At 52.5% G+C, this 13,729-nt stretch carries 14 protein-coding genes, 1 tRNA gene and 1 other RNA gene; 5 read left to right on the forward strand and 11 right to left on the reverse strand.

Translation table 11 applies throughout. From position 1 onward, the window contains the following. Positions 1-83 precede the first annotated feature (83 nt). From IPI86_RS22050 to IPI86_RS22080, 7 genes are all read right to left on the reverse strand, one after another. Positions 84-1,175: a mannose-1-phosphate guanylyltransferase gene (locus IPI86_RS22050; protein ID WP_345300185.1), complete on the reverse strand. Its 1,092-nt coding sequence runs from the start codon at positions 1,173-1,175 to the stop codon at positions 84-86. Positions 1,176-1,244: 69 nt separating this feature from the next. Continuing rightward, positions 1,245-2,351: a DNA-processing protein DprA gene (gene dprA / locus IPI86_RS22055; RefSeq protein WP_345300186.1), complete on the reverse strand. Its 1,107-nt coding sequence runs from the start codon at positions 2,349-2,351 to the stop codon at positions 1,245-1,247. A gap of 24 nt (positions 2,352-2,375) precedes the next feature. Then, the gene (gene rimM / locus IPI86_RS22060) at positions 2,376-2,927 is read right to left on the reverse strand and encodes a ribosome maturation factor RimM (RefSeq protein WP_345300187.1); all 552 of its coding nucleotides are present in this window, start codon (positions 2,925-2,927) and stop codon (positions 2,376-2,378) included. After that, positions 2,924-3,160 (reverse strand): KH domain-containing protein, encoded by a 237-nt coding sequence (locus IPI86_RS22065; RefSeq protein WP_345300188.1) that lies wholly within the window; start codon positions 3,158-3,160, stop codon positions 2,924-2,926. Before IPI86_RS22065 ends, rimM begins: the two co-directional genes overlap by 4 nt. Before the next feature lie 146 nt (positions 3,161-3,306). Then, entirely contained in the window at positions 3,307-3,651 is a 345-nt protein-coding gene (rpsP, locus tag IPI86_RS22070; protein WP_345300189.1) for a 30S ribosomal protein S16, read from the reverse strand. A gap of 184 nt (positions 3,652-3,835) precedes the next feature. After that, a tRNA-Pro gene (locus IPI86_RS22075) sits at positions 3,836-3,909 on the reverse strand. Positions 3,910-3,977: 68 nt separating this feature from the next. Further along, a complete protein-coding gene (locus IPI86_RS22080) occupies positions 3,978-4,493 on the reverse strand; it encodes a hypothetical protein (RefSeq protein WP_345300190.1) in 516 nt (171 codons plus the stop codon). Between the two features lie 88 nt (positions 4,494-4,581). Here IPI86_RS22080 and recJ point away from each other — a divergent pair, with 88 nt between their 5' ends. After that, the gene (gene recJ / locus IPI86_RS22085) at positions 4,582-6,306 is read left to right on the forward strand and encodes a single-stranded-DNA-specific exonuclease RecJ (RefSeq protein WP_345300191.1); all 1,725 of its coding nucleotides are present in this window, start codon (positions 4,582-4,584) and stop codon (positions 6,304-6,306) included. 147 nt (positions 6,307-6,453) lie between these two features. On the opposite strand, the gene IPI86_RS22090 is transcribed toward recJ, so the two are convergent. From IPI86_RS22090 to rnpB, 4 genes are all read right to left on the reverse strand, one after another. Then, the gene (locus IPI86_RS22090) at positions 6,454-6,798 is read right to left on the reverse strand and encodes a rhodanese-like domain-containing protein (RefSeq protein WP_345300192.1); all 345 of its coding nucleotides are present in this window, start codon (positions 6,796-6,798) and stop codon (positions 6,454-6,456) included. Positions 6,799-6,864: 66 nt separating this feature from the next. Continuing rightward, positions 6,865-7,686 (reverse strand): SDR family oxidoreductase, encoded by an 822-nt coding sequence (locus IPI86_RS22095; RefSeq protein ID WP_345300193.1) that lies wholly within the window; start codon positions 7,684-7,686, stop codon positions 6,865-6,867. Between the two features lie 48 nt (positions 7,687-7,734). Next, on the reverse strand, positions 7,735-8,049 hold the full coding sequence (locus IPI86_RS22100) for a hydrogenase/urease maturation nickel metallochaperone HypA (RefSeq protein WP_345300194.1): 315 nt from the start codon (positions 8,047-8,049) through the stop codon (positions 7,735-7,737). Positions 8,050-8,110: 61 nt separating this feature from the next. Continuing rightward, positions 8,111-8,548: RNase P RNA component class A (gene rnpB, locus IPI86_RS22105), an RNA gene on the reverse strand. A gap of 143 nt (positions 8,549-8,691) precedes the next feature. Between rnpB and coaE the strand changes: the two genes are divergently transcribed. The 4 genes from coaE to der all read left to right on the forward strand — a co-directional run bounded on the left by coaE (position 8,692) and on the right by der (position 13,697). Then, positions 8,692-9,846: a dephospho-CoA kinase gene (gene coaE, locus IPI86_RS22110; RefSeq protein ID WP_345300195.1), complete on the forward strand. Its 1,155-nt coding sequence runs from the start codon at positions 8,692-8,694 to the stop codon at positions 9,844-9,846. A gap of 159 nt (positions 9,847-10,005) precedes the next feature. Then, the gene (gene cdaA / locus IPI86_RS22115) at positions 10,006-10,881 is read left to right on the forward strand and encodes a diadenylate cyclase CdaA (RefSeq protein WP_345300196.1); all 876 of its coding nucleotides are present in this window, start codon (positions 10,006-10,008) and stop codon (positions 10,879-10,881) included. Between the two features lie 78 nt (positions 10,882-10,959). Continuing rightward, a complete protein-coding gene (locus IPI86_RS22120) occupies positions 10,960-12,207 on the forward strand; it encodes a CdaR family protein (RefSeq protein ID WP_345300197.1) in 1,248 nt (415 codons plus the stop codon). Positions 12,208-12,329: 122 nt separating this feature from the next. Beyond that, complete coding sequence (gene der, locus IPI86_RS22125) at positions 12,330-13,697, forward strand: ribosome biogenesis GTPase Der (protein ID WP_345300295.1); 1,368 nt, start codon at positions 12,330-12,332, stop codon at positions 13,695-13,697. Positions 13,698-13,729: the final 32 nt, after the last annotated feature.

Consider the following 13,729-nt stretch of genomic DNA (forward strand, 5'->3'; position numbering starts at 1 on the left):
TTGAAGGGCAAATTTCCCAAGCCTCAAAAATCGAAAAATCCCCATAAAACTTGAAATGCAGGAGCGATCTCCTGCATTTTTTATTACAAGTATTTTTCCTGATTGTGCTTCTTCAAATGCCCAACCACGTCTTTTACTTTTTGCGCATGATCGGTCTTGCAGATCATCACCACATCTCCGCCATCCACAATGACCATGTTTTCCACACCGATGGTCACGATCAAACGGTCACCATTACCGCCATAAACAAGCGTATTGTAAGTTTCATGTGCCAGATGCAGGCTGCTATTCGTTGAAATATTGCCATTCATATCGGGCAAAAGCACTTCAAACAGCGAAGACCACATCCCCACGTCGCTCCAGCCCAACCCACCCGCAGGAAGAACCGCCACTCGTTCGGCGTGCTCCATAATACCGTAATCCACTGTTTCTGTCTTGAGGGTGTGCCAGTTCTCATCCAGAATCATATTCTGTTGGTCGGTATCCCAGGCGGCCGCGATCTTCTGCAGTACTGCACTTAATTCAGACATCTGCTTGTCGATCTCGCCCAGGATTGTATCAGCGCGCCAGATGAACATCCCGCTGTTCCACGAATGGTCACCGGTATGGAGCAGTTTTTGCGCGGTAAGCTCATCGGGTTTTTCCACAAAACGCTTTACATTGTATGCAGGATATTTGTATTCGCCGTTCAACGGCTCGCCCTGCTGAATATAGCCATACGCTGTGGAAGGCTGGGTCGGTGTGATTCCCAACGTCACCAGGTATCCATTTTCCGCCACATCGAACGCAGCATTGAGCAAATAGTGGAACAGGTCGCGGTTGCGGATGAAATGATCCGACGGCAGGATCGCCATCCGTGCTTCAGGGTCACGCTTGTGTAAAACCGCCGCCGCCAGACCAACCACCGAAGCGGTTCCACGCGGCGCAGGCTCGATGATGTAATTTTCTTCGGGAATTTCAGGAGCCTGCAAGCGCATTTCGCGCGCCTGCTCCTCCACCGTCACCACCAGAATGCGTTCATACGGAAACATATTCTTCAAACGTGTTACCGTGCTTTGAAATAAAGTTTCCTGACCAAGTAACGGCAATAATTGCTTCGGGCGTTCTTTTCTCGAAATAGGCCAAAGGCGAGTGCCGCCTCCGCCAGCCATGATCACTGCATATGTATGTTCCATATTTTTTCGGGCGTTTCAAATCACATGCTATTTCTAATTTGTGCTTCATGCAATTCGAAACGATGCTCCTCAAGTTTTATATTCTGATTGCGATTCGCGCACAGATACGTAATTCATACCACCTACCTGGCGCACCATGCCTTTCAACTCCATGAGCGCCAGTGTAGCAGAAACTCTCTCAATGGGCAAATCAGTTTGATTGCGGATCTCATCCACATGCAAAGGTTCCCCGCCAAGGACGTTCAACAAACGCGCCTCGGTCTCATCGGCTGGCAGCATCTTTCGCGCAGTCTTATGCTCACCGATGCGGGTGATATCCAAAGCCTGCATCAGGTCGTTTGCACTCAGCAGAGGCTGTGCCCCATTTTGGATCAGCTTGTTCGTGCCCTTGCTTTGCGGGGCAAGAATACTGCCCGGCACGGCAAAGATCTCGCGTCCCTGCTCGGCGGCAAATTCGGCAGTGATCAATGCGCCGCTGGTTTCCCCCGCTTCGATGACAACCACCGCCAATGACAACCCTGAAATGATCCGATTGCGCGGTGGAAAATTGGAAGCATCCGGCGGCGTGCCGGGCGCATAATCGCTGATGACCGCGCCGCGTTCCATCATTTGCTCGGCGAGCTTTTGATGCTCGGGCGGATAGATCTTGTCTACGCCGCTGCCTAAAATACCGATGGTTCTTCCGCCTGCCTTTAATGCAGTTTGATGCGCGATTGCATCCACACCGCGGGCAAGTCCGCTCACCACGGTGATGCCGTTTGCGGCAAGAAAGGATGAAATTTCCTCGGTCACCTGCCGCCCATACGGGGTAACACGCCGCGTGCCGACGATGGCCACCGCAAACAAGTCATCGGGCAGATATTCACCGCGAATATATAAGACGGGCGGCGGCTGGTCAATTTCTTTTAATCGGGATGGATATTGCTCGTCCTGCCATGTCAGGATTTTGATCCCCTGCGATTCGATCCTGTTCCAGATTTGATCGAGGTCCACTTTTTGACGCGCTGCGAGGACGCGCTCGATCACTTTCGCACCCAGGCCTGCTTCAGCCAAACCAGCAGGATCAGCACCCCAGGCAGATTCAAGGTCGCCGAAATATGCGACCAATCCCTGCATTCGTACTGCGCCAATACCTTTGATCAGATTGAAGCCGACCCAGTATTTTCTATCGTCCATTTGTTCCCCGTAACAGTCCTGCTCTTACAATCCCTCGAGCAGGTGAACTTTCAGTATTCGCCGACCCATATCCAGGTCCAGAATGACCGAGGGAATTGCGGGCAGGAGAATCTCCTTGCCAGATTCATCCCTGACGATGTAAACGTCGTTGGCACCCGTTTCCAATATCTCTTCGAGTTTGCCAAGCGGATTTCCGCCGTCGTCAATTACATCCAGCCCGATCATTTCGTATTGATAGTATTTGCCCTCAGGCAGCGGAGGAACTTCGGATGCTTTGACATACACCCACTGATTGCGAAATCGGCCGACATCTTCAGGCGTTTCTATTCCGCGAAATTTGACGAGTACTCCATCACCGTGCTCGCGGACGCCGCCAAAAGTTTCGGGGCGATGTTTATCGCCGATAAATATTTGGCGCCCCGATTTGATGCGGTCGGGAAAATCGGTATGCAGATCCATGATGATCTCGCCGTGAATGCCATGCGGACGGCGCAGGTAGCCGATCACCAAATACACAGGCTCGCCCGCGGGCGAGCCTGATTCAGATTGTGTTGTAGATCTTTGCTTCGCCGTCATTGGGGTTCCATGACATCCAGTGTGGCTTGTTTGCCAGAGCGCTCAGCCGCCACCTTCAACAGGGTGCGGATGGAATTCGCCACTTTGCCGCTTTTGCCGATCACACGTCCCATGTCATCTTTCGAGACGCTGAGCTCAATGCGGACGCGGGAACCGCCTCCGCTTTCGCGCACCTGCACATCTTCAGGGTGATCAACGAGGGATTTGGCAATATATTCGATCAGTTCTTTCATTATATTTACCTGCCTTGATAAAAAAATAACCACAGAGCTCAAACACTTATCCTGACGGACAGTGCTGGAAAGCACAAAAAAGATTTTTACAACGTCTTCTCTGTGGCATCCATGCGCCCTGTGGTTACCTGCTCTTTGGGAAAGCTTTAGTCTTTGCGGGTCTTGACGGGGGCTGCGCGCTTGGTCTGGGCTTCAGCCGCTTCAGCGACGAGCGCTTCGAGGGCCTCACCCTTCTTCAAACGCTCAAAACGAGCCTGGGTGCCGGATGCCTTGAAAACCTGGGCAACAGATTCTGTGGGCAGGGCGCCGTTCTTCATCCAGTGGAAGATGCGATCTTCCTTGAGATTGATCGTGGCGGGGTTGGTGCGCGGATTGTACACGCCCAAAATTTCCAAAAAGCGACCATCGCGGGGGGATTCCTTGTCCGCAGCGACGATGCGGTACGTGGGTTGGCCTTTGAGACCAATACGACGTAAACGAAGACGAACCATGTTTTACTTACTCCTTTAGAATGTTTGATACCCATCAGGGCACGTTGTGTCTCAGACAGGCAGAGTGCGCTTGCGAGCTGAAAACACAGGGGCATATTTTACCAGAGAAAACGATTTTTTCTTTCAGTGAATAGCCTGTAATAAAAGAAAGACTCCCTCGGGTTGGGAGTCTTAGAACTACTTGTCGGGGTGGAGAGATTTGAACTCTCGACCTCACGGACCCGAACCGTGCGCTCTACCGGTCTGAGCCACACCCCGAAAGCGTACGCATTATACCATTGAGGTTTGTTTTGCCAATATGTAATTTCAATTTGCCCGGGGTGGTTTTACACCAAACCAAAGATTACGTGGCTTGGGTTCACCAGCAGCATGGGCACCTGCAGGTTGAATTGCGGCAGAAGTGGGTTGGTGATCTCGACATCATAAACTGAGGCCCACGAAGCGCGCATCACATCCAGGCTTGTACCAAAATCGGTTTGGGTGGAGATTCGCATTTTCCCCTTGAAATTAAACGAGCCGACCATCACATTCGCCAGCTGCATCGTGCGGTTCAATTCAGAGGCGTCGTAATCGAGCGGGTCATGGGTGGGCGGCGCAAGATGAAAGGAATTTACCTGTACGGTAGGGATAAAGATCTCGTTCTGGGAAGAGGTCTTCGGCGCCCCACCGCTGAAGGAAATCACCTGCGCCCCGTGAAGATGAATATAATTTGGAACCCCCTGAGTCCGAAGCCAGATACTCACACGCACATTTTCCTTCGCGACCACATCCCCACGCACCAACATGGAATTGGTGTACACCATTACAGTTGCAATTTTCTCATCGTATGCAAGTGCCTTCATTGTTAGCTCCTTTAGTAACGATCAAATTATACAACACCCTTCCACGAGCCTGTATGAACGTTTATACTCCAAGCCTCACAACTTTTATATGACACTTGACACATCGAACACCAAACGCTGGATCGTCCCGCCTCCCATCACGCCTGAGGCTGATTCTGCTTTATATGTATTTCCACCCATTTTGCGGCAGATCCTTTTCAACCGCGGCTATGCAACCGAAGCCGAAGCGCGCGCCTACCTGAACGCCAAACCCGATTTCGACAACGATCCATTTCAAATGACCGGGATGCGCGCGGCGATCGAACGCATCCAAACCGCCATTGACAAGCATGAACCCATCGCCATTTATGGTGATTACGACGTAGACGGTGTCACCGCCACTGCTTTGCTCGTTCAGGCGCTCGAATACTTAAATGCCGATGTGCGCGGCTATATTCCCAACCGCTTTGAAGAAGGCTACGGTCTCAACAACGAGGCGATGGATAAACTAAAAGCGGACAACGTGAAACTGGTCATCTCCGTAGACTGCGGCATTCGTTCCCCAAATGAGGCGCTTCATGCTCTAACCCTCGGCCTGGATCTGATTATCAGTGACCATCATCACCCCGCAGAAGGCGACCTGCCCTCTGCGCTGGCCGTCATCAACCCCAAACAACATGGCGATCTTTATCCCGATAAAGACCTGGCTGGCGTGGGAATTGCCTACAAAATAGCGGAAGCGCTTTTCAGCATTCAAGGCAAACCATTGTCGGCACATCTCGATTCCCTGCTGGATCTGGTAGCCTTGGGCACCGTGGCAGACCTGGCTCCACTCGTTGGTGAAAATCGTATGTTGGTGCGCAGAGGGCTCAGGCAAATGAAACAAACCCTGAGGCAGGGATTGTTCTCACTTGCCGCTGTTTCGGCAGTGAAGCTGGAAAAGGTTAATGCAGGGCATATCGGCTTCTCGCTGGGTCCACGCTTGAATGCGGCGGGTAGATTAAAAGAAGCGCTGGCCGCCTTCGAGCTGCTGACGACAAAGGATGTCTTCCGCGCAGGCGAACTCGCGCAAACACTGGACTTGCAAAACCGCGAACGTCAACGCATTACCCGTGAAATTCAAAGCCGCGCCGAAGAAATGGCAATGAATGATGACCCGAATGCCTTTCTACTTTTTGCCGCGCATGAAGATTTCAACTCGGGCGTGGTCGGACTCGCCGCCTCGCGTCTGACGGAAACCTATTACCGCCCATCCATCGTAGCCTTTAAAGGTGCAGAGGAAACACGCGGCTCGTGTCGTTCCATCCCTGAGTTTCATATCACCGAAGCGCTGGATCAATGTGCAGACTTGCTTGTTCGGCACGGAGGCCATGCGGCGGCGGCGGGCTTCACCGTGCGGAATGAAAATCTGTCCGAGTTGGTAGCGCGATTAAAAACCATCGCCGCTGATAAACTGTCGAATGAAGACCTCAGGCCCACAGTTACGGCAGATGCGGTCGTCTCGCTTGTGGATGTCCGCCCGGAGTTATTCGAAAAAGCGTTGAAATATCTTGAACCTACGGGGTACGGGAATCCGAATGCGGCATTTGTGGCGCGCAATATCAAGGTGAAGAGTGCGCGCACTGTTGGCTCGGATGCAAAACATCTGAAGCTGATCCTCGAAGACGCAAAAGGCTATACTCACGACGCCATCGGATTCAAGCTTGGCGATTGGCACAAGAAAATGCCGCCGCGTGTTGATATTCTTTTCACCTATGAAGTGAATGAATATAACGGGCGCATCGGTTATCAATTGAATTTGAAGGATATCAAAGAGGCGGGTTCGGGGGAGTAAAACCAAAGGCAGGCAGATTAATTTGGGATGCGGATAAACGCCGACAAAATTCCGTGTTTATCCGCATTCCATTTGTTCTTAAACCGACTCACTCACGGAGTATCAATTCCGGGGTGAGTCGGTTGATTTCTGACAACAGAAATTTTCTTATCCTTTTTGCACAGGCAGTTTCGCATGACGCCACGCAAGCATGCCGCCTTGCAGATCAAAAACGGTGTAGCCTTCTTTTGCCAGCAGTTTTGCAGCAGAACTGCTTCGGTTCCCCGAAGCGCACACACAAATGATCTCACGGCCTTGCGGCAGTTCTTTCATCCGTTTGCGTAATTCACCCAGCGGAATCAACTTCGCGCCCGCAATATGCCCCTGTCGAAATTCATCGGGCTGACGCACGTCGACCAATATCGGATGTTTTCCAAATTTCAGCTTTTCGCTTACTTCAACCGCCCCAAGTTTGGGCACTGATGGCCCGAACAAACCAGATAGGAAACCCATTATTTTTCTCCAGAAAAGGGATGTAACAAATTTGTTGTATTATTCCACAAATTTGTTTTCGCGTCATCAGGCAGCCAATTCGTCTTTTCGCTCGGGAATGGTAAAGCGATTGATCGTGGTGGCATCTACAAAGCCGGGCAGGAGTTTGTTCAGCAATACCGTTACGCCCCACAACCACGGGATGATCCGCATACGACGTGGACGATGAACAAGACTCACAACCGCATCGGCCACCTGTTCAGCGGTGAGCAGCATGAATTTTGGTGTTTTGGCATTGGTCTTGCGTCTGACGCCGGCACGTTGGGCAAACTCCGTTGCGACTCCACCGGGATAAATCAGGGAGACATCGATCCCCCACGGTTTGACCTCGCGCCGCAGGGCTTCGGAAAATCCCTGTACGGCATGTTTGGATGCGGCATAAATGGAATACGTAGGTGTGGCCACCAACCCAGCGATGGAACACATATTGATAATGCTGCCAGAACGTTGTTCGATCATGGTCGGCAAAGCCAGCCGCGTGGACTGGATCAACCCCATGACATTCACGTCGAATTGAGCCTGGATATCTTTGAGCGGGTCAAGATTCTCCAGCCAGTCCAAACGGCCAATCCCGGCATTGTTGACCAGCACATCAATACGCCCAAATTTTTTTAGCGTATGCGCGATCATCTCCCGAATATCTGCCAATTTGGAGAGATCGGTCTGCGCTACCAGAGTCTCTGCACCCGTTCCCATTGCGTTGATCTCCTGAGCAATGGACTGCAATTTGTCCACGCGACGGGCTGCGAGCACAACCTTCGCGCCTTCACGCCCGAATGCACGTGCAGTTGCCTCGCCAATTCCCGACGAAGCGCCAGTAACGATCACAACCTTACCTTTTATATCCAAAGATTCTCCAGTGGGTGATGAATTCAGGGGTTGCCAAATACAGACCTATTACTTCTCTTCTGTCGATTCCAGAAAAAACTCTTCCCCGGAAATGACCTTCGCACCCCGCGCCCCGCAATGCGGACAGGCCACCTCCCGCTGGGCAGGATGATATTTTTGGAAACACACCATGCATTGCTGTTCCGCCAGGATGCGGCGAATGGTCAACTCAACGTGCATAAGCGGACTATCCTTCCATTGCGCGAAAATCTGCCCGTCACTAAACGGAATCAGTTCCCCCACTACAACATGAACCGACACGGGGGGTGTCGGTCTTTGAAGGAGCTGGTCGATGATGGCTGAAAGCCGCGGATTTTTTTGCATGGGTCAACGCTGTTTTGAAAAAAATATGGCGGGGTTGAAGCCGCCCCGATCAATAATGAACACCTCAGGCCGATCTATAAGCCGCATTCTGTCCAATGGCTTGCGCCATCTGTGCAACCATCTCTCTGGGCAGCGCGTCGCCGCGCTGCTCGGTGCAGCCTACCCGGGGCTGGCTCCTCCCACGGTTGGAAGGAGCACGTGCGGAGACGAGCAGTCTCCCATCGTCCACAGACGATTTCGCCCCTGCTTGGCCTTGCTCCCGACGGGGGTTACCTGGCCGCCTGCATTACTGCAAACGCCGGTGGTCTCTTACACCACCTTTTCACCATCACCGTCCGCCCGTAAGGGCGGGGCGGCTGTTTGTTTCTGTGGCCCTTTTCCGGCAGGTTCACGCCTCTCGGCGGTTTCCCGTCCCGGGTGCTATCCGACGTCGTGCTCTATGGAGTGCGGACTTTCCTCGATCCCGACAACGCAGGACCGCGATTGCCCGATCAACCTGAGGTCATTCGATGATACACTCTGGGGGGATGAGAGTCAACCTGAGAAAACTTGATATACGTTGGCAATTCTCCCAAAGGTGGACATTTCATAAAAAGATATTAAAATAGAGATGGATTTCAATTTTTGTTCAAAGGAAACGCTGTGAGCAACTGGCCTGGAAAATTTGTCATTGGTTTGACCGGCAATATCGCAACTGGTAAAAGCGTTGTACGAAAAATGCTCGAACATCTCGGTGCATATACCGTGGATGCAGATGCGTTAACGCATCGCGCTTATGCCAAGGGCGCTCCGGGCTATCAACAGGTGATCGACAGATTTGGCAAATGGCTGATCAACAAAGACGGCGAGATCGACCGCAGCAAACTCGGAAATCTGGTATTCAACGACTCGGAAGCGTTGGCTCAACTGGAAGGCATTGTTCACCCGTTGGTTCGTCAGGCCACTGAAATGCTCATTAAACGGTCGACCCAGAAGGTCATCGTGATCGAAGCGATCAAATTACTCGAAGGCGACCTGCGCAAGGTCTGCGATTCCATTTGGGTAACGAATGCCACAGAAGATATCCAGATCGAAAGATTAATGCGCAAGCGCGGATTGAATCACGATCAGGCAAAAGAGCGCATTCACATGCAATCTGCGCAGAGCGCAAAGGTGGCGGTTGCGAATATCGTCATCACCAACACCGGTTCCTTCGAAAATCTGTGGGGACAAGTCAGCACGGCATGGAAAGAGATCGTCCCTGCCAGCGCGGCAAAAGCCACGGAAACCGAGCAAACTCTCTCGAAAATACCGGTCACGACCAACGGCACATTCACCGTTCAACGCGGCAAGCCGAAACACTCCCCGGCCATTGCCGAATTGATCACACGCCTGAGCAAGGGCAAACGCAATGTCACCGTTGTAGATGTGATGGAAGACTTCGGCGAAAAAGCCTACATGCTCCTGCTGCTTGATGGCAAGATGATCGGCATCGCAGGCTGGCAGGTGGAAAACCTCGTAACGCGCACCACAGATATCTTCCTTGAAGAACATGTCAATCCGCAAAAGGCGCTTGAAGTGCTGATCAAGGAAGTGGAACGCGCATCAAGTGAATTGCAAAGCGAAGCATCGCTGATCTTCCCGCTCAATGAGCTCGCCACACAAGATGAACTCTGGAAACAACTCGGGTACGAAAAACGCACTCCGGAAACCCTGGGCGTACAAGCCTGGCAGGATTCAGCCAGCGAAACCCTGGTCGAGGGAAGCGCACTTCTGTTCAAGCAGCTGCGCCAGGACCGTGTCTTGCGCCCCATTTAGGGTTATACAAAGTACTGCATAATTTGCCAATCGGAATCCCGATTTTCGCGACTATCTTTCGCCCGAAGTTCGGAAATTATGCAACAAGCAACGGGGCTGGGCGGCAGGTATCAGACACCAGGATATCTCCTTCCCTGATACCCTCCATCACCCAAAACTGTGACTGAAATCCTCAACAACGTCTTTTTCATATTTCAAAGAATCAGCTGGCTGAGCGTATTGGATATCATGCTCGTCACGTTGATATTTTTTGGCCTGCTTTACTCGCTGCGCGATACACAGGCCATGGCGTTGTTGCGTGGAATGATCCTGCTTGTGGTCGCGCTCATTCTACTGACCAGTCTTGTAGACCTGCCAGCCTTTTCATGGTTCGCGCAGAATTCCCTGCCCGCCCTATTACTTGCCCTGCCGGTGATCTTCGCCCCGGAGATTCGACGGACGCTGGAGCGTCTCGGTCGGGCTGGGACCGTTTGGCCTGCTTCCGTCAAATCAACAGATGTGGCCCTTGAACAGACCATCCGCGCGGTCGTCAGTGCGGCAGCGAGATTATCGGCCCGTCAGCACGGCGCCTTGATCATCATGCAAAGACTCGATCATCTCGATGAACTGGCGCAAAGCGGTGTGCAAATGTACGCCCGTGTCACACCGGAATTACTACTCCAAATCTTTTATCCAAACACCCCCCTGCACGATGGCGGCGTCATCATCGTCGGCTCGCAGATCGTTGCGGCGGCCTGTGTGCTCCCGCTTTCAGCCAGTGGAATTTTGAACCGCTCTCCCGAACGTCAAATGGGATTGCGCCACCGCGCCGCACTCGGCACCTCAGAAACCAGTGACGCCATCGCCGTGGTGGTCTCCGAGGAAACTGGAGCCATTTCCATTGCGCACGCAGGCAGAATGCTGCGCCGCCTTGACCCGGACCGACTCGAAAACATCCTCACCGCCTTTTTCCGTCCCAACGGCAAAGGCCACAAACCGAATCTGTTTGAAAGAATATTCCCGGGGTTGGTTTCCTCAAAAAAAGATAAACCATGATAGGATTGCCCGCCATTCCATAGGGTATCGGGCCTAAACAGGAAACCTGTGGTATGTTCTATATAAGTTGAGTTGCACATGTTCCGATGGATCTCTGAAAATTACCGCACATTTCTATGGTCATTTGCGCTGGCAATGGCGGTCTGGATTTCTGCCGTCACCTCAGCGGACCCGGATGAGACCCGCACGCTTCCCTCCGGTGTGCCGATACAGGTGGTGGGACAAAACCCGAATCTTGTGCTGAGCAGCGAACTGCCAACTGAAATGGAATTGACGCTCCGCGCTCCGCGCTCGGTTTGGGATGTGATCGAATCTGACCCGCAAAGTGTCCGCGCTATTTTAGATCTCTCGGGATTAAGCTCCGGGGAACACGTCACCGAACTGCAGATTCAAATTGATGCTCGCCCAGTGCAGATCGTCTCTGCCTCGCCGCATACGGTCACATTTTTACTGGAATCACTAACCACGCAAACCTTCAGCCTGGATGTCAGCCTTTCCGGCGAAGCCGCAATCGGCTATCAGGTTGGGGATGTGGCTCTTGAAACGACAGAGATCATTGTAGCGGGCGCCCAGTCACAGGTCGAGAAAGTTTCGCGGGCACGGGTTTTCGTCAACGTGAGCGGCATCCGCGAAGATTTCGACCAGACCCTGCCCATTGAAGTCCTCGATGAAAAGGGACAGAGAGTCGATGATGTCACTGTTTCACCAGACTCGATCCATATCAGTCTACCGGTCAGTCAGCAAGGCGGATATCGCGATGTGGCCGTCAAAGTGATCGTGTCGGGACGCGCAGCGAGCGGCTATCGGCTTACGGATATTTCCGTGTACCCGCCCATCGTCACGGTCTTCGCGGCAGACCCGCAACTGGTCAACAGCCTGCCCGGCATTGTGGAAACACAGCCATTGAGTTTGCAGAATGCACAGGAAAATATCAACACACGGCTCGCGTTGAATCTGCCCGAGGGCATATCCATCGTCGGTGAGCAAACTGTTTTAATTCAGGCAGGCATCTCCCCCATTGAAAGCAGTGTGACTCTTGCAAGTGAAAAGGTTGAGATCATCGGCATTGACCCAGGCTTGACCGCTCAAGTCTCCCCCATGACGGTCGATGTCATTCTTTCGGGGCCGCTCCCGCTTCTCGACACACTGACCAGACAAGGGATAAGAGTGACCGTCGACCTGACAGGACTCGGCATCGGTACGCATCAAGTTGTCCCGAAAGTCGAAGTCTTGATCTCGGATATTGTTGTAGAATCAATTTTGCCAAACACGCTGGAAGTTGTGATCTCATTGATCGGCACACCAGCCGTAACGCCGACCCCTTAACGGCGAACAGAACTTAATCTTGAAGTCTTGAAGGCGGCCCACCAAAATGGTTAAACGCCTTCGAGACTTTGAGTCTTTGTGGTAATGTTAGTCAAATATCGGAAACTGGAAATCAAAAACAAATTATGAAACCTGTCGTAGCACTTGTCGGCCGACCGAATGTCGGAAAATCAACTCTTTTCAATCGTCTCGCGGGCGAACGTTTAGCCATCGTGGATGACACCCCCGGCACCACCCGTGACCGTTTATTTGGTGAAGCGGAATGGAATGGCCGCTCCTTCAACATTGTGGACACGGGCGGCATTGATCCAACCCATGGCGGCAAGACTCCGCTGTCAGTTGGTTCTGTCGATTTTATCGAAGACATCCGCAGGCAGGCGCAGGTCGCCATTCAGGAAGCGGACGCCGTGTTATTCGTCAATGACGGCGAGACCGGCATTACCGAGCCAGACCTCGAAGTGGCAAAGATTTTGCGCCGCTCGCAAAAAAAACTGCCCGATGGCACCTTCTGGCCGCCGATCTTTGTGGTGGTCAATAAATGCGAGTCGCAGGAACGGCGCGACCAGGCAAGTGAATTTTACGAATTAGGATTGGGCGACCCCTATCCCATCTCTGCGATTCACGGCACAAGCACAGGCGACATCCTCGATGCGCTTGTGGCTTCCTTCAAAGAACCCGAAGCCGAAGAAGAAGATGACAGCATCAAGATCGCCATCGTCGGCAAACCGAATGCGGGAAAATCGAGTCTACTCAACAAATTGACTGGCATCGAGCGCGTGATCGTCAGCCCCATCGCTGGAACCACCCGTGATTCGATTGACACCAAAATGGAATTCGGCGGATTATCCGTCACATTGATCGACACAGCAGGCATTCGCCGCCGCGGCAGGATCGAACACGGCGTGGAGCAGTACAGCGTGCTGCGCGCCTTCAAATCCATCGAACGCGCCGATGTAGCCCTGCTGATGATCGATGCCACTACAGGCATCACCGCACAGGATACGCACATTGCAGGCTACATCCTCGATGAATGGAAATCGTGTGTGGTGCTCGTCAATAAATGGGACGCCATCGAAAAAAATAACGAGACGATGGAAGAGTACACGACCAAGATCCGCCACGAATTGAACTTCATGGATTACGTACCGATTCTCTTTATCTCCGCGAAAACTGGTCAGCGTATGGAGCAGGTCCTCCCGATGGCATTGCAAGTGCAGGAGGAACGCCTCGCCCGCCTGACCACTTCCACGATCAATGAGATCATCCACAAGGCTCAAGATGCGCATCCACACCCGACTCATGCAGGCCGCGCACTCAAGATGTTCTACGGCACACAAGTTCGCTCTGACCCGCCGACCTTCCTGATCTACGTCAATGAGCCCAAGTTGATGCATTTCACTTACATCCGCTATCTCGAAAATCAGATCCGCGCACAGCACAACTTCCTCGGCACCCCGATCCGCATTGTGACGAAGGGGCGCAGGGAATAACTCAACAGGATGCAGAAAAACGCTGATGAAAA

Origin of the sequence: Candidatus Villigracilis affinis, from assembly GCF_016705895.1 — a bacterium.
Taxonomy (GTDB): Bacteria; Chloroflexota; Anaerolineae; order Anaerolineales; family Villigracilaceae; genus Villigracilis; species Villigracilis affinis.